Consider the following 20,204-nt stretch of genomic DNA (forward strand, 5'->3'; position numbering starts at 1 on the left):
ATTTAATATATATTTGTTGCATTACTTAGTTGAGAATAGAATATTTCAATTGCATTGTCTATGGCTGAGTCTCTTCCTTTATCGGAACAAGATTTAATGGTATATGGTTTAGAAGCTAGTTGACCGGTTAAGTTATCAGTTATTTGTAATTCAATTTCCGTGTTTATGCAGTATTGGCTTTTCACTAACTGGTTATCATAGTCTTTCAATTTTAGAGATATACTAATATTTGCAGAGTTCCTATTATCTGTAGTTAGATAATTGTTTACTTGTATATATTTTTCTAAAGAGCTATAAAAAAAGCCACTATTCTGTTTATCAATGTATATTTGTATGGTTCGCTTAATATTTAATAGTTCGTTGTTTATATCATTTAGAGCTTCCATATAGCTACTAATATTAATTGTTGGAGATAAAATTACTAATGCCCTTAAACTTGATTTTATTACTTTGATGTTTTTATCTATTTGATGAGCTATGTTAAGCCTATAGATAGAGTTTTTATTATATGTAGTTGCTAATGATTGATTTGCTTGGTTGATATTGCTAATAATTAATTTACTTAAATCTTCTATGGTTTGAGATTTGTCTATTTGAATTTCTATATAGAATGCTTGATTTGTTTGAGACTGATTTATTATTTTATAGTTTGGAATTGTAATATCTGCTGTAGAGGTTGTAACTTCTTTGATAAGTTTTTGAGATATTTTATTATTGTCAGCAATACTGCTGAAACTAGTTGTTGAAGATACAGTCACCTGTAGTCTTTGAATCATATCTGCTAAAGCGTTATGCGTGGCTTGATCTAAGGTTTTACCTGAGCCGAAACCATATAGAGTTTCATCAGTATTGGATTGACTAGTTAGAAACCACTCTGGAACTGGTTCAATATTTATATCTCTAACCATAGGTTGTTTATTAATACTTTTATGTGTCTGAGGTGTGTTTTTGGTAATATCATATTTTTCTTGAGTATTTCTGGAATAACTACACGCGGATAAACTAAATATTATTAGCACTAGTAGTTTTAGCTTAAAATATCTCATTATTACACTATATGATTCAATTCGTACAATTAATGTATCTATCTTAATTTAAATTTCTTATAAACTCTATATAATGTACATTTAGGTTATTATTTTTATTTAAAACTATAAGAGAATTGGTTAATTAATAATGTTAAATTTAGTTCAGAAAATTATAGGCAGTCGCAACGATAGGTTTATTAAGAAAGTTTCTAAAACGGTTCAGAAAATTACTAGTTTAGAGCCTAAGTTTGAGAAACTTAGTGATCAAGAGTTAAAAGCAAAAACTCAAGAGTATAAAGAAAGGGTCGCAAAAGGAGAGACTTTAGAGAGTCTTCTTCCAGAAGCATTTGCTACAGTTAGAGAAGCAGGTAAGCGAACCAAAAATATGCGTCATTATGATGTACAGTTAATCGGAGGAATAGTTCTTCATCAAGGTAAGGTTGCCGAGATGAGAACTGGTGAGGGTAAAACACTGGTTGCTACACTACCAGCATATCTGAATGCCTTGACTGGTAATGGGGTTCATGTGATTACAGTCAACGATTACCTTGCAAAGCGTGATGCTGAGTTGATGAGTGATATTTATGAATTTTTAGGTTTATCAGTAGGTGTAATCGTAGCTGACTTAAATCCAGAACAACGTAAAGAAGCTTATGCATGTGATATTACATATGGGACAAACAACGAGTTTGGTTTTGACTATCTTAGAGACAATATGGCTTATGATAAAGAGCAGCAAGTCCAAAGAAGTCGCAACTATGTAATTATAGATGAGGTTGATTCAATTTTAATTGATGAAGCTAGAACTCCACTTATTATATCTGGGGCATCTGATGATAGTTCTGAGATGTATAATATTTTTAATAGACTAGTGCCTTACTTAGAGAAGCAGGAAAAAGAAGAGTTAGAAGAAGATCAAGAACAGAAAGATTTTTATGTTGATGAGAAGTCTAAAAATGCTTATTTAACAGAAAAAGGCTATGCAAAAATTGAAAGTATGCTTAAAAAAGAGGGCATCCTTGAAGAAGATGATAACTTGTATAGTCCTCATAATATTACAAAAATGCATTATTTAAATGCTTGTTTGAGAGCTAATTCATTATACCAACTGAATGTTGACTATATTGTACGTGATCAAGAGATTGTCATTATTGATGAAAGTACCGGTAGAGCAATGCCAGGTCGTAGATGGTCAGATGGCCTACACCAAGCAATAGAAGCTAAAGAAGGCGTTAAAATCAATGCTGAAAACCAAACAATGGCATCCATTACATTCCAGAATTTCTTCAAGCTATATAATAAAATAGCTGGTATGACTGGTACAGCAGATACCGAAGCTTTTGAGCTTCACTCCATTTATGGATTAGAAGTGATAATTATTCCTACTAATAAACCATTAATTAGGAAAGATCATCATGATGAAATCTATGGCAGTGTAAGAGAGAAGTTTGATGCTATAGTTACTGACATCAAAGAAAGGATATCCAAAGGTCAGCCAGTATTAGTTGGTACTGCTTCTATTGAAGCATCTGAGGTTTTATCAACCTTGTTGAAGAAAAAGAAAATTAGACACAATGTATTAAATGCGAAGCAACATGAGAGAGAAGCTAGCATAATTGCTATGGCAGGTTATCCAGGTAATGTAACTATTGCAACAAACATGGCCGGTCGTGGTACTGATATTATCTTAGGTGGTAATTTGGAAGTTGAAATTGCACAGCTTGAGGACCCTTCCGCAGAGGATGTTGAGAAAATTAGAGCAGAATGGATTAAGCGTAACGAGGTTGTCAAAAATGCTGGTGGATTATGTATTATTGGTTCAGAAAGACATGATTCACGCAGGATTGATAATCAGTTAAGAGGTCGTGCTGCTCGACAGGGTGATCCAGGTGAGAGTAAATTCTATCTATCAATGGATGATAATCTTTTGAGGATTTTTGCTTCTCAAAGTATGGCAGAAAGAGTTAAGAAAGGTCTTAAGGGTGGTGAATCATTAGCTTTTGGTTTTATGTCAAAAGTTATATCAAAAGCTCAAGGTAAAGTCGAAAGTTATCATTTCGATATCCGTAAAAACTTACTAGAGTATGATAATGTTGTAAACACTCAGCGTAAAGTTATTTATGAGCAGAGACAAGCTTTTTTAGATTCTGATGATGTTAGTGAAATTCTTGCTGATATTCGTATAGACGTGGCGGAACAGTTATTTCATGATTATGTGCCTGCTGGCTCTATGCATGAATTGTGGGATCTTGAGGGTCTAGAAAAAGCACTTAAGTCTGACTTTCTGATAGAGCTTGACTTACAAAAGTCTTATCAGGAAGATGATAGTTTAGGAGAAGAAGATCTTAAGAAGCTTGTAAGAGAGGCTATAGAGTTTGAGTTTGCTGAGAAAACTAAAGATTTAGAGGTTGGAGCAGTTAGGCAGTTTGAGAAGTTCTCATTATTGCAGTCATTAGATAGTCATTGGCGTGAGCATTTAAGCTCAATAGATCATCTACGCAATAGTATAAATTTACGTGGTTATGCTCAAAAAGATCCAAAAAATGAGTATAAGAAAGAAGCTTTCGAGTTGTTTTCAACTATGCTAGATAACTTTAAGTATGAGGTTATATCTTCACTTGCTAAGATAAGAATTGCTACAGAAGAAGAAACTCAAAGAGCTCAAGAAGAATGGAAAGAGTCTATGAGTGAAATCAAAGCTGAGCATGAAAGTGTTATTGATAATAACCAATCAGAAGATGATAAAGAGCAAGAAGAAGCACCAAAAGTTCAGCAGGTTAAGAGAGAGGGTCCAAAAATAAAAAGAAATGATCCATGTCCTTGCGGCTCAGGTAAGAAATATAAACAGTGTCATGGTAAAGTTGAATAATTCTATATAAACTTAAATGGCTTACAAAAATCGTTGCTTTGGTAATAAACCTAATCAAGAGCTTTATGCAAGCTATCATGATAATGAATGGGGCATACCAAAGTATAATGATAAGGAACTTTTTGAGCTTTTGATATTAGAAGGAGCTCAAGCAGGTCTTAACTGGGAAACTATTCTAAAAAAGCGTCAAGGTTATCGTGATGCTTTTTATAATTTTGATCCTATTAAAGCTGCAAGTATGTCAGATTCTGAACTTGAAGCTCTTCGAGACAATTCAAATATTATCCGTAATAAATTGAAAATCTATTCTGTTAGAAAAAATGCTCAAGTATTTCTTCAAATTCAAAAAGAGTTTGGTAGCTTTAGTGATTATATATGGGCGTTTGTGAATAATAAACCTATTAAAAACCACTGGAAATCTCATCAAGAAGTTCCAACCTCAACGTCTATCAGTGAGAAAATCTCAAAAGATCTCAAAAAAAGAGGGATGAGTTTTGTTGGACCAACTATTATTTATGCTTATATGCAAGCAACTGGCTTAGTTAATGATCATCTAGTTGATTGTTGGTGTTATACTAGAGAGATATAAGAATATATTTATAAAGTTAAAAGTTTATAACTACCTTCCTAAAGCAGGAAGCATTTCATACATAGTCGTAATATAATCAGGCTTGTGATTTTTGGGTTTTTTGTTATAATATGGTGTCTAGTTTTATAACTAGGTACTATGGAATAATAACAAAAAGTCAGAAGTCTATTGATTGTAGGCAGTTCTGAGGATTTAAAATCTAATAAATGGAGTAATAAATGTACGCGATAATTAAAAATGGCGGTAAGCAATACAAGGTTAAAGAAGGCGAAGTTGTTAAACTTGAGAAATTCGATCTTGGTATTGGCGAAAAAGTTGAGTTTGATACAGTTTTGATGGGTCAAACAGCAGAAGGCGAAGTTAAAATAGGCGCTCCTATTGTAGAAGGTGCTAAAGTTGTAGGCGAAGTTGTAGAGCAAGGTCGTAACAAAAAAGTTAAGATCATGAAGTTCCGTCGTCGTAAGCACAGCATGAAGCAACAAGGTCACCGTCAGTATTTTACAGCGGTAAAAGTTTCATCTATTAGTTTATAATTTTATTAAGAATATTTAAGGAGTATACAAATGGCTCATAAGAAAGCTGGTGGTAGTACTAGAAACGGAAGAGATTCAAACCCTAAGTATTTAGGTGTTAAAAGATATGGTGGTGAGTTTGTTAAGGCAGGTACAATTATTCTGCGTCAAAGAGGTACTAAGACTCATCCTGGTGTAAATGTTGGTTGTGGTAAAGATCACACTTTATTTGCTCTTAAAGATGGTACTGTTAAGTTCCATGTTGGCGGTGCTTTAAATCGTAAGTTCGTTTCAATCGACGAATAGTCTATCTATATCTATCTATCTTTTGAGAATATCATAATTTCATATTGATTATTTGCTGAAAAAGATATCATAATTAATTATTTTCTAGATATAATCTTTACTTTAAAACTTAAAGTTAGTTATATGAGTTTCTATATACCTTTGTTCTTATTTTGCATATCATCGACTATTACACCTGGACCAAATAATCTTATGCTTTTGATATCATCAATCAGATTTGGCGTGAGAAAGACTCTATCTCATTATCTAGGAGTCTGTCTTGGCTTTCCTTTTATGGTTTTAATTATAGGGCTCGGATTAGAGTCAATTTTTGTAAGCCATCCAAGATTACATACAGTGATAAAAGTTGTAGGCGGTATTTATATGTTATGGCTGGCTTTTAAGATAATTCTATCATCTAATTTTGATGATGAAAAAAGTAGTAAACCACTAAGCTTTGTTCAAGCAGCTCTATTTCAATGGATAAATCCTAAAGCTTGGATTATGGCAATTGGAGTTGTATCTACTTATACGGTAGTTAGTGTTAATATGAGCTTGTTAGTTCAGGTAGTTATTATTACTATTATTTATATGGTAGTTTCATTCTTATGTACAGGGTTTTGGCTATTTGGTGGTAATTCAGTAAAAAGAATTCTAAATAATGAAAATCATTTACGAATTTTTAACCTGATTCTAGGAATATTGCTTATACTTTCAATAGTACTTATGATTTTTGAGTAAGCTTTTAGCCTTGTCTTTTTTGGAATTTAGCAGAAATAAACATACCAAGTAATACGCCTATTATGATAATTGCTATCATAATTGTCGCTAGAGCATTTATTTCAGGGGTAGGTCCATTCTTGACAGTTGAGTAAATGTACATTGGTAGGGTAGGGTTGTCACTACCAGCCACAAACTCTGTGACAACTAAATCATCAATAGATAATGTAAATGTAAGTAATGCTGATGTAATTAGTGCAGGTATAAGTTGGGGTAAAGTTATTTTAAAGAAGGTCTCTATAGGGCCTGCACCTAGATCTAGAGCAGCTTCTTCTAATGATATATCTACACTAGCTATACGTGATTGCATTACTATTGCAACATAAGCTGTACACATTGTTACATGTGCTATAACCACAGTAGTAGTTCCTCTCTCATGAGGCCAGCCAATAAGATGCTGTAATGTTGAGAACATTAATAATAAAGCCACCCCAAGAATGATATCAGGTAAAACAAGTGGAGTTGCTACAAGACCATATAAAAAACTTCTCGATCTAAAAAATTTAAATCTAGTCATAGCGTAGGCTACTATAGTTCCAAGTATTGTTGCAATAATTGATGTTATTGTTGCTATCTTTAGGCTAGTAAAAGTCGCATTTATAATATCTTCATCATTTATGACTTCATGATACCAGTCAAAAGTAAAGCCACCCCATAAGTTTATAATCTGAGAGTCACTAAATGAGAAAACTACTAGGATTACTAGAGGTATGTATAAAAATACCAAGCCAAATACAAGCATTATGCTACTAAATGAAAATTTTTTCATTGCTTATACCTCCTAAATAAAAGTTCTCTTAGCTTGTATACGTTGCATCCATAGAATAGGCAATACTAGAACGACTATTAGTACTACAGATATTGCAGCAGACATACCCCAGTTATTAGATGTGAAGAACTCTTCCCAAATAACATTTCCTATCATTAATGAATTCATCCCACCCATAATCTGTGGTACTACCACTTCACCAATAGCCGGAATAAATATTAACAAGCTACCAGCAATCAAGCCAGGCATGGATAATGGCAGAGTTATTTTAAAGAATGAATTAACTGGCTTGGATCCCAAGTCTTCTGCAGCATCGTATATGCTCGGGTCAATTTTTATTAAAGTACTATAAAGTGGTAGTATTAAAAAAGGTAAATAACAATAAACCATCCCTAAATACATTGAGAAGTCATTGTATAATAAGGCCATGCTTGGCAAACCTAAATCCATTAAGAACTGGTTGAGAGTATGATTTCCTAATAGTGTTACCCAAGCATAAGTTCTAAGTAAGAATGATGTCCAGTAAGGAATAATAATTAATACCAAAAAGAAAATTTGTGTATTTTTTTTAGCTCTAGATAATGCTAAAGCCATTGGGTAACCAATAAAAATACACAAAGCAGTAGTTATAAATGCGACTTTAAAAGATTTTAAAAGAGATATGAATATTAGATTATAGTGAATCAACTCAATATAGTTACTTAGATATAAGGTAAAGTTTAGAGTTGAATCTTTGAATGTCATCAATGCAGTAACAGGGGGGGTACCGTCCGCTGGCAATGTAAAGCTAATACCTACAACAAATAAAAAAGGTATAAGTAAAAATACCATAAACCACACAAAAGGAACTAGGTATACTAATGTGTGTCTAAAGCTTTTCTCTAAGTTTTGCATTATGAGTATAACACCATGATATTTTGTGATTCCCAAGTAAGATATACTTCATCATCCCAAGATGGATGGTCTGCATTTCTTTCAATATTAAAATCTGTAGATTTCATTATATTACCATTAGTGGTTCTAACATGGTAAGTAGATAATCCCCCCATATAAGCAATATCTTCAACAATACCCTTGATACAGTTTATAGGTTTGTTGGGGTCATAGTCTTCTGGCTTTTCTTTGCTAATAACTATTTTTTCAGGGCGAAGACCGACCCAAATTTCTTGATCTTCAATTGCCTCGATGTTTCTTCTTAATACAAAATCTGTACCCGCCTGCTCAGAAGTTATAACACTTCTAGTTCTTCCGACTTCTTCTACACGACCCTCAAAAATTGTACTTTTACCGATAAAGCTTGCAACAAATCGACTTTTTGGAAATTCATAAATTTCAGAAGGAGTACTTACTTGTTCTAACCAACCATCGGTCATAATACCTATTCTAGTAGACATGGTCATAGCTTCTTCTTGATCATGAGTTACCATTATAAAGGTACTACCTGTTTGTTCTTGAATATCCACAAGCTCAAACTGCATTTGATCGCGCAAGTTTTTATCTAGAGCTGATAATGGTTCATCTAGGAGAATTAATTTAGGTCTTTTTGCTAAACATCTTGCTAGAGCTACACGCTGACGCTGCCCACCAGATAATTGATGTGGTTTTCTTTTAGCAAGATGATCCATTTTTATGATTTTTAGAGCAGCATCAGTAGCTTTTTCTATTTCTTCTTTTTTTAGAGATTTCTCTTGTTTTAAACCGAACATAATATTTTGTTTAACATTCATATGCGGAAAGAGTGCATAAGATTGAAACATCATATTCACAGGTCTTTTATACGGCGGAGTATTTGACATATCTACACCGTCGATAATTATTTTTCCATCAGAAGGTCTTTCAAAACCTGCTAGCATTCTAAGAAGAGTACTTTTACCACTTCCTGAACCACCTAATAAAGAAAAAAACTCTTTTGGGTAAACGTCAAGATTAACAGAATCAACAGCTAAATGACCATCATCAAACTGTTTCGAAAGGTTCTTTATAGAAACCAAAGGTTTTTTTGAAGACTTTTGCATCTTTAGCTCTATATACAAATTAGTTAAGATGCTTAATAATAAGCAATTTTTATATAGAAAAAAAGCAAATATTAAGATTAATGAGTATTATTTAAATTATTGAATCTTTAGCATTTTATTAAACTAGCTAGTGATAATAAGTATAATCTAAGAAGTAGCATTATGATTGGTAGTGAAGTATGAGTAAGTTGTCTTCGATTTTCAACAGCGTTGAAAAAGAGTTTTCTGAGCATATATTGAGGCCAGAATTATCAAATCTTCCTGACTGGTTTAGTGGTCAAATTATCAGAGTAGGTCCTGCTAAATTTGAATATGGAAATATTAAGCTAAATCATTGGTTCGATGGTTTGGCTATGTTGTATAGCTTTAGATGTAATGATAGGGAAATTTATTTTTCAAATAGATATTTAAGATCTGAGCAATATCTAGCTGCTACTAAAGGACGTATAAAGTTCGATGAGTTTGGTACAATTGTGCCTTATAAATTTGCCAGAATAATATCATTAATCAAAACTATATTAGGAGTTAAGGTAGAAAAACCAAGTTGTAATGTAAATATCCTAAAAGTGAAAGATAGTTTATTGGCAACTAGTGAAGTAACTACTATGATTGAGTTTGATAAAGATGATCTGCAAACATTAAACGAATTTAGATTTGGTGATAAAATCAAAGGGCAGTTTAGCTGTGCGCATCCTCAATTCGATCCTATAACAAAAGAGCAGTTTAACTTTGTCGTCGATATATCAAAAAAATGTAAATATACTATTTATAAAATTGCGAAAAACTCTTCATAAAGAACAAAAATATATGAGTTCTATGATAATCAATTTATATATAACCATACGCTATTTCTTACAGAGAACTATGTTGTTTTATATTTAGGTCCATTAAGAGCAAATCCACTTGATTTTTTGACTAAACCTGTTTCAGAAGTTATATCTTATGATGATACTGCAAAATGCAAGTTATTGGTTATTGATAGACGAACATATGATGTTCGGATTGTAGATGCTGAGAGTATTGTCTTCCTTCATAGTGTTAATGCTTTTGAACAAAATAATAAAATATATCTAGACTTTATTGAGTATACCGATAATCTTGAACCATATAAGAAGTTCTATTTTAAAAATATTGAGAATGATGATTGTAGACTAAAAACACAGCTAACACGAATGGTTGTTGATATTGGTCGTAACACTATAGAGAAAAGTGTTATTGCAGCTCTCAATGTTGAATTCCCAAGGATTAATGAGAAATTTTTGGTAGAAAATTATTGCTATGTTTATCTAGCTAAACGCACAACTCAAGCAGAATTTTTTAATAGCATAATAAAAATAGACTTATCAAATAATGATGTGGTTGAATATTGTTTTGGAAATGATTTTGTCTCAGAACCTATATTTATAGCTAATCCACAAGCTCAAACTGAAGATGATGGTCTTATATTTGTAAATGTTATCGATACAGATAAGAAACTTAGTTATATTGTCTATTTAAATGCAACTGATTTAAGTTTAGTATATAAAGCATATTTACCAATCCTAATTCCTCCAGCTCTGCATGGGGTATACTTAAAGTAGTATTTTATGAAAAATGTAATTTTTGATTTTGATTCAACATTGATTAAAAAAGAATCATTAGAGTTAATCTTAGAGCCATTATTAGAGCAATCTCCTTCAAAGCTAAAAGAAATTGAGCGTATTACCGATTTAGGTATGCAAGGAGACATTTGTTTTAGAGAGTCTCTTGAAAGAAGATTAGCTATTGCAAGTCCAACAAAGCAAAGTATCAAAGATTTTGCAGATAAGTATTGTCCTGATTTATTGACAAGTGGTATCAAGAAAATAATCGAAACACTTAGAAATAAAGGTTATCAAATATGGATTTTTAGTGGAGGATTAACTGAGAGTATCGAGCCATTTGCAGATTATTTGCATATTCCACGAGATAATATATTTGCAGTAGATATTATTTGGAATGACGATGGAAGCTTTAAGACTCTTGATAACTCTAATGGAGCATGTGATTCAAAGTTAAGCGCTTTTGATAAAGTCAAAGATTTGATAAATGGTGAAATTATAGCTGTTGGTGATGGTTATACAGATTATCAGCTATATGAAAGCGGTTATGTTAATAAGTTCATAGCATATTTTGAACATGTTGAAAGAGAAAAAGTGTCACAATTATCTAAATATATAGCTAGAAATGTAGATGACTTAGAGCTATTGCTTTTCTAACTTTTTGGCAGATATTACAGAGTGAATAAATGCTATAAACAATACTAGTATTCCTATAGAACCACTAAACCATTCTGGAATATGAACGAATATCTTTAGTAATAGTACAACTGCTAAAAAACCAATAGCGTAGTGAGCACCATGCTCTAAATATATATATTTTGCCAGAGTTTTCTTTTGTACAAATAATATGGTCAGCGATCTTACAAACATTGCACCAATACCAAGACCAATCATAATTATGATAATATTTGCTGTAATAGCGAATGCACCAATTACACCATCAAAACTAAATGATGCATCTATTATTTCAAGGTAAATAAATCCCATTATGCCATTGCGAGCAACTGTCGAACTATCTATATGCGATGTATCAAATATGGAGTTAAGCATACCAATGCTTTCATGTACAACTATACCCAAAAAGTAAGCAATTGCTAAACTGCCTTGATAATCAGGTTCTGCATCATAGATGATTATTAAGCCAATAAAGATTGCAAATAGAATATATCCACCATTATAATCACGTATTTTTCTTGTAATCCTATTGTTCTCAACTATAGGTATCCAATGATGACCTTCATTTTCACTGAGAAAAAAGTTCAGAAAAACCATAAGTAAGAAACTACCACCAAAACTACAGATATAAGGCATGGAATGCTCTAATATATTTTGATACTGTTGAGGATTGTTTAGGGCAAGTGTAATTACGTTAGTAAAATTAATACCACTTGTGACACTTACCAATAAAATTGGGAATAATAAACGCATACCAAAAACTGCAATCGGTAAACCTAAGTAAATAAAGATTTTTTGCCATTTTTGTGACATTTGCCCAAGAATTTTCGCATTGATGATGGCATTGTCAAAACTTAGTGAAATTTCAAGTATGGCTAAAATTATTACAGAGTATATTGTTTTTAGTGGAGCATTTGGATAAATAAATATAGCAATACCGATACCAATAAGAGTTACAAAGAAAGAACCATAGAAGTATTTTAAAATTTTCAAAGCGATCAAAAAGTATGTTTTTAACGAGTAGATTTTAACATATAATGATATTTTACAAGATATTTTCAAGGTAGTTATATGTCGTTAGCATTGTATACGATTATTTTTTTAGGATTATGTTTCTTTTTATGGCGTAATTTTATGAAAAATAAGGAATATGCTGTAGATGTTGCTCAACGCTCAACAGCAAAATATGACTTGGAGTTGCTAGATGAAACTGTTTGTTTACGTAAAATAGATGTTAAGCTTGAGAATAGGCGTTTAGTTTTTTATAGAGTATACTCATTTGATTATAATAGCTCATCATCTGATGAGAGGTTTCGAGGGTATATTGTTATAAGAAATGGAAGACTTGATGATATTGTGATATCTGAGTTTGAGAAAGCTGATATTGTCAAAGAAAATATTGTATCTAGGCAATTTGAAGACACTCAATCAGGATCAGCAGTAAATAATGTTATAAATTTTGATGAAGAAGGGAAGTTATGATTATTCATTTACACCAGTTACCGAAATTAAAAGGAAGGAGTTATAGTTGTAGTCCTTTTTGTCTAAAGCTTGAGCTATATTTAAAAGCTACTGATTTGAGTTATCAAAATCATTTTAGTTTAGAGTTTAATAAATCACCAACAGGTAAAATGCCATATATAGAGACTATGGGTAAGAAATTTGCTGATAGCAATCTCATTATCGAAATGTTAGATAAGCAAAATCATAATAACTTGGATGAGCATCTAAACCCTGAACAAAAAGCCATATCTACAGCATTTATAAGATTATGTGAGGATAGCTTGTACTGGGTCGGAGTGTATAGTCGTTGGGCTGATAAAGATAATTATACATGGAAAAAAGAGTTCCTAGAGTCCACTAAGCTACCAAAGGCTATGGCGAGTATAGTTTACCCTGTTGCTAAGAGAAATGTTCTGCGTCAACTAAAGGCTGCTGGTGTAACAAATTTAACTAATAATGAAATTTATTTAAAAGCTGAGCGTGATTTACAAGCTATAGCAGACTATTTAGGTGAAAAAGAGTATTTCTTCAATTCTAAGCTATCATTACTAGATTTAGTGGTGTTTAGTTTTATTGTCAATATCGCAGATGGAAGTTGTGGGCGTAGGTTACAAAGTTTTTTGGCTAGCCTAAAGCTTGATAATTTCATAAAAAATATGCAAGAATCATTTGAGATCAGTTGTTGATCTAGGTAACTATCTTGATCTATAAAGTAATATCTTTATGGGTGATCTTAATTATAAAACTGTAAGAGCTATTTGAAAGAGTTTCAGTAGCTTGTAGATAATTTGACTTGAACACAAGGAGGGTGTGTAGTGCAATATATAGAGGAAAAACAACGAACGAAATACTTCATTTCATTATTTTTATTACAATTATTTGAAAGGTTTAGTTTTTTTGGTTTTTTTTATATTTTAATATTTTTCTGTATAAATAAGTTAAATCTTACAGAATCTTACGCATCAACCTTTGCTGGTTCATTTACTGCTCTTTGTTATGTTCTGAGCTCTTTGGGAGGTTTTATATCTGATAAGGCCCTAGGTGTGAGAAGGACTTTAATTGCAGGTGGTATTTGTCTATTATCAGGATATTCATTGTTAGCGACTAGTGATATGCTAATGAATTTTTCGATCTATATAGGGTTGGCGATGATTATTGTTGGAGCATGTTTATTTGTGCCAATGACATTGAACAGTGTATCTAGATTATATGCGGGAGATCCAGCAAAGTTAGACTCTATATACGCTTACTTTAATATGGCTAATAATATTGGAGCATTATCAGGTGCTATTCTAATACCTTATTTAAGTAGTGCAGATTCATATGGTTTAGAAAATAGGCATTATGGAATTGCTTTAGGGGTGTGCGCTTGTGGAGTATTACTAGCTCTTGGCAATATATTCATGAATAAGAAATTATTTTCAACAATAGCTGCACCAGTTGGTAAAAAAACACTTAGTTTTCAGCAGTTGGTTTTAGCTATAGTAGGAATAGTCTTTTTTATATCAGTAGTTACTGGCTTATTGTATTTTAGTGATTTAATTATTATTGTACTTATTCTAGCGGTAGTAGTTATTGTTGGTTATTTCATAAATGTTACTTTCCAGCAAGATAAAGAGTATCGCTTAAAAATGCTACTTTTATTAGTATTTATATTTTATGCAACAATATTTTTTATGACTTATGCTCAAAAGACAACATCATTCTTCCTATTTAATGTTCATCATGTGGATTTGAATGTTTTAGGTATTAAGCTAAATTCGCAAACTGTACCAGGACTATTAAATACTTCAGGGATTTTAATTTTTTCTCCACTTCTTGCTATGTATTTCAATAAAATGGGTGATAGATTAAGATCAACAAGTAAATTTGCTTTGTGCTTGTTATGTGCTGGGATATGTTATGGTTTCTTATATTTGGTGTGTGTTTTTAATGATTCTTCTACAAAAGTTTCCTTTTGGTGGGAAGTCATAGCTGTAGGTGTGTTTTTTTCCTGGGCTGAGATTATGGCAACGGCTGTTGGCTTATCTTTGATAACGCAACTTGTCCCGACTAAGGTCAGAGGCTTTTGTATGGGGATGTGGTTTTTAACTTGGGCAGTTGGTATTAAGCTAGGAGCATACGTGGCTTCACTTTATGCTAGTAAAGACTTGGAGCACTCAAAGAGCTCTTTGCTAATTGGGCAAACTAAGATTAATAGTTATTTGGGTTATGAGAATTTATTTATGTGGATTACTATTGTTACCGTAGTTGCTGCTTTTTCACTTTTAGTCCTAAAAAATAAGATTAATAATGTTATTTATAAATAGTGTGGGAAATTTATGAATATTTTAAAAATTAGTAAACAAACTTTAAGGAATAATATTAAAATTATTCGAGAGTATATAGGCAATGCTAAGATGTGTTTTCCTGTCAAGGCAAATGCTTATGGGCATGGTATAGAAGAGATAGTAGAGAATACACATGATTTAGTAGATTTTTTTGCTGTTGCTAACTCTCTAGAGGCTTTTAGAGTAACAGCTGTTGCTAAAAATCCAGTGCTAGTATTTGGAGTAATATACTATGAATATATTGAAAAAATGATCTCAGAAAATATTAGAGTTAGCATTCAAGACTATGAAGATATTGAAAAGTTAGAGCAAATAGCCAAAGAGCTTGATAAAAAAGTATATGCCCATATTAATATAAACACAGGTATGAATCGTATGGGGGTGTGTTATAGTGATGCTTGTAGAACTATAAAAAGAGCACATGACTCTCAGTGGATTTTACTTGAAGGAGTTTATAGCCATTTAGCATGTGCTGATAATCGAGATCATCCAACAAATACTAAGCAAAAAAAGAGATTTTCAGAAATTGTTGAATATACTAAAGAGTTATCTCGTAAGATAATTTGTCATTTATCAAATTCTTATGGTTTTCTAGGAGATAAGGAAATTTGTTATGATATGATTCGCCCAGGTATTGTAACTTACGGTTTTCTTCCAGAGTTTTATGTTGATAGACCTATAAGAGAAATAAAGCCTATAGCAAGGCTATTATCAAAGGTAGTTAAGATAATTGATTTGGAAGAAGGTGATGGTGTAGGTTATTCTATGATATATAGGGGGTTTCATGGAGAGAAAGTTGCTGTAATACCTATTGGCTATGGCGATGGTTTTCCTAGGGAGCTTGGTGATAGAGGGTTTGTGAGTATCAACAATGTACTATACCCTATGGCTGGAAGAATGAGTATGGATGGATTAACGGTTTCACTAGGCTATAATGAACATGATGTTAAAGTAGGAGATGTAGTGGAACTAATATCTGATATTCCACGCAATAGAAACAGTGCTTTTCTGATGGCTAAGCAAGTCAATACAATCGAGTATGATATTATGAGTACCTTAAACGAGAGAGTTATAAGAGAGGTTATATAGCTCCTGAAGTATTTACATGTAAGATCATTCGCAGTAAACTCTTAATTACTATTTAGTAATTTGTTAATTAAAGGATAACATGGAAAAGAAGAGTCTTTCTACCCTTAGCTTGGTAGCTATGGGTGTTGGTGCTATTATGGGGTCAGGGTGGATGTTTGCCGCGCAGTATACATCGCAGGAAGCTGGTCCTGGATCTATTCTTTCTTGGATAATAGGTGCAATTTTAATGATTTTTATAGCCTTAGTGTTTGCTGAGGTTTGTACAATTGTACCAGTTGAGGGGTCTACTTCACGCATTCCTCACATTACTCATGGGACTATGACAAGCTATATGTTCGCATGGATTACATGGATATCATACTTGGTCTTAGCACCAATTGAGGTTCAAGCAGTTATTCAGTATTTGGCAGTATTTTATCCATCACTCATTGATGCTAGCAGAGATGGTGCTTTGTCGATGGCTGGAGTACCGTTAGCAATAATTTTCCTTTTAGGATTCTGTGTTATTAATTTTTATTCACTTAAATGGTTAGCAAAAATTAATAATATTGTTACTTTATTTAAGGTTGCTGTACCAATATTTATATCGATTGTATTTGTTATATTTTGTTTTACTTTACCAGCTTTAAAAGATATGAAAGCAGAAGAATTATCATTTATGCCGTTTGGGTTTAATGGTGTTTTGGCTGCAGTTTCAGTTGGTGGTATTGCTTATGCTTTTACTGGTTTTAAAACTATAGTAGAACTCGCAGGAAGTACAAAAAACCCTAAGAAATCAATTCCAGTTGCAACGATTGGGGCAGTTTTGATTTGTTTGATTATTTTTCTATTCTTACAGGCTGCGTATTTATTGGTAATGTCAAAGTTTGTACAGAATAATGATTGGCAAGGTGTTGTTATGCCAGGAGCTAGTTCATCTAGTTTTGGTCCATTTGCTGTAATGGCTCAAAGTTTTGGAGTTACATGGGTTATGTACCCACTCTACTTTGGAGCTATAGTATTCCCTCTTATGGCTGGTCTAATTTACTTTAGTATTGCACTAAAATCTTTGGGAGCTATGGTGCATAACGGTTACTTGCCAAGTGTTTTAGGGAAGTTAAGCCCAATTATGCAAAAACCAATCTATGCTATTGGACTTAATTTCTTGATCGCTTTAGTTATGTTTGCTCCATTCCCTGGGTGGAAAGAAATGGCTACTTTCTTAACGTCATTGATAGCTCTTACATACATTACTGGTCCAACATCAACCATGGCACTTAGACATCATCTACCTGACATGCATAGACCATTTAGGCTTAAAGGTGCTTATTTGCTATCAACTTTAGGTATGTTTGCAGCTACTTTGGTATTTCTATGGAGTGGATGGGCAATAGTTTCAAAAGCTGGTATAGCTCTAATTATTGCTTTGATTATGCTTGGAGTTTATAGAACTTTTAGAAAAGATAGGTCAGAAGAAATACATTGGAATTTTAGAGAGTCAATATGGTTTTGGATCTATATTGTACTAGTTACAATAGTTTCTTATTTTAGCTCATTTGGTGGAACAGGGGATTTAGATTTATACTGGAGTTCAGCAATAGTTCTTGTGATTAGTTTTATCGTTATTACAATAGCGAAGAATCTATGTCTGTCTGCTGAAGATATGCAAGAAGGAATCAAAAAAGCTATTAGTGACGACAATTATATCTAAATAAACAATTTTATCTTATTATCTCATAATGTATTATATTGTTTAGAAAAGTTTATTAATAATACACTATGATTAAAGTATCTTTTCAGGGTGAGCATGGGGCTTATTCTGAGCAAGCAATAACTAATTTCTTAAATCAACAAAATATTAAAGATTTTCAGACAGTTCCATGCTTCTCGTTTTCTGAAGCAATTGAACATACTATAGCTGGTAAATCAAACTTTGTTATGATTCCCGTTGAAAACTCATTGGCTGGATCAGTCGTGCCAGCTTATGATGAATTAATTAAGAGTAATTTAAAAGTAAAAGCTGAAGTAGTTTTAAAAATCAAACACTGTTTAATGGGATTGGAGGGAGTGCAGCTTTCTGATGTTAAGAGTGTTATATCTCATCCTCAAGCATTATCTCAGTGTTCTAAAAGCCTTAATAAACTAAAACTTGTTCCTGAGGCTTTTGTTGATACCGCTGGAGCCGCAAAGTATATTTTTGAGAAGAATGTTAAAGATAATTTAGCAATAGCTGGAGAGCTTGCAGCAAAGACTTATGGGTTAAAAATTTTTCAAAACGAGTTTGAGGATGAACATTTTAACTATACACGTTTTCTATTAATGGGATATGACGATATTCAGGTTGATATAGATAATAGTAAATATAAAACAACTTTACTTTTTTCTGTTGAAGATAAATCTAATGCACTCGTAAATACCTTAAATGTTTTTGGTAAACATAATATTAATCTTACAAAAATAGAATCTAGACCATCAAGAAATAGGGCTTGGAATTATTTGTTTTTTATAGATTTTGAAGGCTCTGAAGATGATGAAAATGTTCAAAAGGCTCTGTTGGAAGTGCTTAAAAAGAGTACTTTTTTGAAAGTTTTGGGCTCATATAAAAGCTATCATTATAATTAAAGGACATGATTATGAGAAGGTATCTTAGTTTTATACTAATATTTTTTAGTATTGTATTTGTTTATGCTCAAGATGATATAACGGTTTTATCTTTAAATGACTTTCATGGTCAGGTTGAGCCCAATAAAGACATGGTTGGAGCAGCAAAAATAGCTAGTTTTATAGATAATTATAAAAAGACACATCCAAATCTGGTAGTGGTTGCAGCTGGCGATAACTATCAAGGTACTGGTATATCAAATATTTCTCATGGTGATGTGGTTAATGATTTTTTTGATTACATTGGTGTTAAGTACTCTGCTGTGGGGAATCATGATTTTGATTATGGTCAGAAGTGGTTCAAGCATTGGTATGATAAGAATGGTATTAGATTTTTAGCTGCAAATATTAGTTATAAAGATGATTCGTTATTTGACTATTTTTATAGGAAATATACTGAGCAAAATTCATTAGATTATATTAAGCCTTTTGGCTATGAAACCTTACCAAGTGGTAAAACAATATATTTTATAGGATTAGCGACCTTAGAAACTCCTGATACTACAGCAGAAAAAAATGTCTCGAATTTGAAGTTTATGAATCCTGTTACAAGCGCTAATAAATGGGTTAAGTACATAAATAACTATAATAAGCACAAACTGCCAAAACCAGATACAATAGTCTTATTAACTCATATTCCTACTGATCAACAAAACTCTGAAATTTTTTTTGCAAAGAGGGCTGATTTGGGCGATGAGTCAGAAATATATGCGGTGGTAAATGGTGTTGACGATATCTCAGCTGTTTTGACGGGACATAGTCATAAGTTTGTTAATGGTTTGAAAAATGGTGTTGTAGTTGAGCAAGGAGAGAGCCAAGGTAAAGATATAAGTGTTTTACACTATGATTGTCACACATCCGATGTATGTAAAGTAACACCTGAAGTTATTAATTTAGCTCAGGCTACAAAAAATCTTAAACCTAACAAGGAAGTTAGTAATATAATAGCTAAATACAATAATTCTGTTAAATCTGAGCTTGATAAGATCATAACAAAGGCTCCTGCTGATATGTCAGACGAAGCGCAAGATGGTTACTACAATATTCCTTTAACTTATACATTAGCAGATATTATTAAAAATCAAACCGGTTCGGATTTAGCTCTTGTTAATTCACATGGTATTAGAAGATCTCTACCACAAGGTAATATTACCTATGGTATGATATATGAGGCGATGCCTTTTGATAATATGGTAGTCACTATGGATATAAAAGGGAGTGATTTATTTAAAATGATTGAGCATAGTTTGCAGCCACTTGGAGATAAACAGGTAGGTGTTTTTGCTGGATTAAATATTACATTAGATAAATCAAATCAAATAAAAAGGATTTTAATCGACAATCAGCCTTTAGACGAAAATAATACTTATAAACTTGCAACTATTGATTTTTTAACTACTGGAGGAGATGGTTTCATCTTTGATAATGTTAAAAACTATAAAGACACTAATATTACTATCAGAGATATGGTAACTGAATATTGGTCGAATAATAATGCTGATATTAAACAGGGCTGGCAGAATATAACAGTACAATAACT

18 protein-coding genes and 1 pseudogene are annotated in these 20,204 nt (G+C 32.3%); 14 read left to right on the forward strand and 5 right to left on the reverse strand.

All coding sequences use genetic code 11. The features are described from left to right. Window positions 1-2 precede the first annotated feature (2 nt). Entirely contained in the window at window positions 3-1,046 is a 1,044-nt protein-coding gene (locus tag FQ699_RS03540; protein WP_146421155.1) for an LPP20 family lipoprotein, read from the reverse strand. 130 nt (window positions 1,047-1,176) lie between these two features. Here FQ699_RS03540 and secA point away from each other — a divergent pair, with 130 nt between their 5' ends. The 5 genes from secA to FQ699_RS03570 all read left to right on the forward strand — a co-directional run bounded on the left by secA (window position 1,177) and on the right by FQ699_RS03570 (window position 6,024). Next, window positions 1,177-3,897 (forward strand): preprotein translocase subunit SecA, encoded by a 2,721-nt coding sequence (gene secA / locus FQ699_RS03545; RefSeq protein WP_146421156.1) that lies wholly within the window; start codon window positions 1,177-1,179, stop codon window positions 3,895-3,897. Window positions 3,898-3,913: 16 nt separating this feature from the next. Continuing rightward, the gene (locus tag FQ699_RS03550; protein ID WP_146421157.1) at window positions 3,914-4,486 is read left to right on the forward strand and encodes a DNA-3-methyladenine glycosylase I; all 573 of its coding nucleotides are present in this window, start codon (window positions 3,914-3,916) and stop codon (window positions 4,484-4,486) included. Window positions 4,487-4,704: 218 nt separating this feature from the next. Beyond that, the gene (gene rplU, locus FQ699_RS03560) at window positions 4,705-5,019 is read left to right on the forward strand and encodes a 50S ribosomal protein L21 (protein ID WP_004288036.1); all 315 of its coding nucleotides are present in this window, start codon (window positions 4,705-4,707) and stop codon (window positions 5,017-5,019) included. 30 nt (window positions 5,020-5,049) lie between these two features. Then, complete coding sequence (rpmA, locus tag FQ699_RS03565) at window positions 5,050-5,304, forward strand: 50S ribosomal protein L27 (RefSeq protein WP_004288034.1); 255 nt, start codon at window positions 5,050-5,052, stop codon at window positions 5,302-5,304. A 123-nt stretch (window positions 5,305-5,427) separates the two neighbouring features. Beyond that, a complete protein-coding gene (locus FQ699_RS03570) occupies window positions 5,428-6,024 on the forward strand; it encodes a LysE family translocator (RefSeq protein WP_146421159.1) in 597 nt (198 codons plus the stop codon). A 4-nt stretch (window positions 6,025-6,028) separates the two neighbouring features. On the opposite strand, the gene FQ699_RS03575 is transcribed toward FQ699_RS03570, so the two are convergent. Genes FQ699_RS03575 through FQ699_RS03585 form a run of 3 tightly spaced genes read right to left on the reverse strand, consistent with a single transcriptional unit; the run spans window position 6,029 to window position 8,847 of the window. Beyond that, the gene (locus FQ699_RS03575) at window positions 6,029-6,832 is read right to left on the reverse strand and encodes an ABC transporter permease (protein ID WP_012279685.1); all 804 of its coding nucleotides are present in this window, start codon (window positions 6,830-6,832) and stop codon (window positions 6,029-6,031) included. Between the two features lie 12 nt (window positions 6,833-6,844). After that, window positions 6,845-7,726 (reverse strand): ABC transporter permease, encoded by an 882-nt coding sequence (locus tag FQ699_RS03580; RefSeq protein WP_146421160.1) that lies wholly within the window; start codon window positions 7,724-7,726, stop codon window positions 6,845-6,847. Further along, window positions 7,726-8,847 carry an ABC transporter ATP-binding protein gene (locus FQ699_RS03585; RefSeq protein ID WP_146421161.1) on the reverse strand — a complete coding sequence of 374 codons (1,122 nt, stop codon included), beginning with the start codon at window positions 8,845-8,847 and terminating at the stop codon, window positions 7,726-7,728. The genes FQ699_RS03580 and FQ699_RS03585 overlap by 1 nt, the downstream gene beginning before the upstream one ends. A gap of 179 nt (window positions 8,848-9,026) precedes the next feature. Between FQ699_RS03585 and FQ699_RS03590 the strand changes: the two are divergent. Next, window positions 9,027-10,427 (forward strand): annotated as a pseudogene (locus FQ699_RS03590) (carotenoid oxygenase family protein). 6 nt (window positions 10,428-10,433) lie between these two features. Beyond that, window positions 10,434-11,084 (forward strand): HAD-IB family phosphatase, encoded by a 651-nt coding sequence (locus tag FQ699_RS03595; RefSeq protein WP_146421162.1) that lies wholly within the window; start codon window positions 10,434-10,436, stop codon window positions 11,082-11,084. On the opposite strand, the gene FQ699_RS03600 is transcribed toward FQ699_RS03595, so the two are convergent. Further along, window positions 11,070-12,095 (reverse strand): DUF475 domain-containing protein, encoded by a 1,026-nt coding sequence (locus tag FQ699_RS03600; protein ID WP_146421163.1) that lies wholly within the window; start codon window positions 12,093-12,095, stop codon window positions 11,070-11,072. The genes FQ699_RS03595 and FQ699_RS03600 overlap by 15 nt on opposite strands. A gap of 78 nt (window positions 12,096-12,173) precedes the next feature. Here FQ699_RS03600 and FQ699_RS03605 point away from each other — a divergent pair, with 78 nt between their 5' ends. The 7 genes from FQ699_RS03605 (at window position 12,174) to FQ699_RS03635 (ending at window position 20,202) form a co-directional block, all read left to right on the forward strand. After that, window positions 12,174-12,584 carry a DUF3301 domain-containing protein gene (locus tag FQ699_RS03605; protein ID WP_146421164.1) on the forward strand — a complete coding sequence of 137 codons (411 nt, stop codon included), beginning with the start codon at window positions 12,174-12,176 and terminating at the stop codon, window positions 12,582-12,584. After that, window positions 12,584-13,291, forward strand: a complete 708-nt coding sequence (locus tag FQ699_RS03610; protein WP_146421477.1) for a glutathione S-transferase family protein — start codon at window positions 12,584-12,586, stop codon at window positions 13,289-13,291. The genes FQ699_RS03605 and FQ699_RS03610 overlap by 1 nt, the downstream gene beginning before the upstream one ends. Before the next feature lie 129 nt (window positions 13,292-13,420). Then, a complete protein-coding gene (locus FQ699_RS03615; protein WP_146421165.1) occupies window positions 13,421-14,914 on the forward strand; it encodes a peptide MFS transporter in 1,494 nt (497 codons plus the stop codon). Window positions 14,915-14,926: 12 nt separating this feature from the next. Further along, window positions 14,927-16,024 carry an alanine racemase gene (gene alr / locus FQ699_RS03620; protein ID WP_146421166.1) on the forward strand — a complete coding sequence of 366 codons (1,098 nt, stop codon included), beginning with the start codon at window positions 14,927-14,929 and terminating at the stop codon, window positions 16,022-16,024. A gap of 79 nt (window positions 16,025-16,103) precedes the next feature. Beyond that, complete coding sequence (locus tag FQ699_RS03625) at window positions 16,104-17,714, forward strand: APC family permease (RefSeq protein WP_146421167.1); 1,611 nt, start codon at window positions 16,104-16,106, stop codon at window positions 17,712-17,714. A gap of 68 nt (window positions 17,715-17,782) precedes the next feature. Next, window positions 17,783-18,625 (forward strand): prephenate dehydratase, encoded by an 843-nt coding sequence (pheA, locus tag FQ699_RS03630; RefSeq protein ID WP_013923383.1) that lies wholly within the window; start codon window positions 17,783-17,785, stop codon window positions 18,623-18,625. A gap of 11 nt (window positions 18,626-18,636) precedes the next feature. Then, on the forward strand, window positions 18,637-20,202 hold the full coding sequence (locus FQ699_RS03635) for a bifunctional metallophosphatase/5'-nucleotidase (RefSeq protein WP_179951658.1): 1,566 nt from the start codon (window positions 18,637-18,639) through the stop codon (window positions 20,200-20,202). Window positions 20,203-20,204 lie beyond the last annotated feature (2 nt).

Origin of the sequence: Francisella salimarina, assembly GCF_007923265.1 — a bacterium.
Classification (GTDB): domain Bacteria; phylum Pseudomonadota; class Gammaproteobacteria; order Francisellales; family Francisellaceae; genus Francisella; species Francisella salimarina.

Excerpts from the sequence above, each read along its gene's own strand:
- FQ699_RS03605 (WP_146421164.1), top strand. The coding sequence starts at position 12,174 with ATGTCGTTAGCATTGTATACGATTATTTTTTTAGGATTATGTTTCTTT.
- FQ699_RS03540 (WP_146421155.1), bottom strand. The coding sequence starts at position 1,046 with ATGAGATATTTTAAGCTAAAACTACTAGTGCTAATAATATTTAGTTTA.
- FQ699_RS03625 (WP_146421167.1), top strand. The coding sequence starts at position 16,104 with ATGGAAAAGAAGAGTCTTTCTACCCTTAGCTTGGTAGCTATGGGTGTT.
- rpmA (WP_004288034.1), top strand. The coding sequence starts at position 5,050 with ATGGCTCATAAGAAAGCTGGTGGTAGTACTAGAAACGGAAGAGATTCA.
- FQ699_RS03580 (WP_146421160.1), bottom strand. The coding sequence starts at position 7,726 with ATGCAAAACTTAGAGAAAAGCTTTAGACACACATTAGTATACCTAGTT.
- rplU (WP_004288036.1), top strand. The coding sequence starts at position 4,705 with ATGTACGCGATAATTAAAAATGGCGGTAAGCAATACAAGGTTAAAGAA.
- alr (WP_146421166.1), top strand. The coding sequence starts at position 14,927 with ATGAATATTTTAAAAATTAGTAAACAAACTTTAAGGAATAATATTAAA.
- FQ699_RS03595 (WP_146421162.1), top strand. The coding sequence starts at position 10,434 with ATGAAAAATGTAATTTTTGATTTTGATTCAACATTGATTAAAAAAGAA.
- secA (WP_146421156.1), top strand. The coding sequence starts at position 1,177 with ATGTTAAATTTAGTTCAGAAAATTATAGGCAGTCGCAACGATAGGTTT.
- FQ699_RS03575 (WP_012279685.1), bottom strand. The coding sequence starts at position 6,832 with ATGAAAAAATTTTCATTTAGTAGCATAATGCTTGTATTTGGCTTGGTA.
- FQ699_RS03585 (WP_146421161.1), bottom strand. The coding sequence starts at position 8,847 with ATGCAAAAGTCTTCAAAAAAACCTTTGGTTTCTATAAAGAACCTTTCG.
- FQ699_RS03570 (WP_146421159.1), top strand. The coding sequence starts at position 5,428 with ATGAGTTTCTATATACCTTTGTTCTTATTTTGCATATCATCGACTATT.
- pheA (WP_013923383.1), top strand. The coding sequence starts at position 17,783 with ATGATTAAAGTATCTTTTCAGGGTGAGCATGGGGCTTATTCTGAGCAA.
- FQ699_RS03550 (WP_146421157.1), top strand. The coding sequence starts at position 3,914 with ATGGCTTACAAAAATCGTTGCTTTGGTAATAAACCTAATCAAGAGCTT.
- FQ699_RS03635 (WP_179951658.1), top strand. The coding sequence starts at position 18,637 with ATGAGAAGGTATCTTAGTTTTATACTAATATTTTTTAGTATTGTATTT.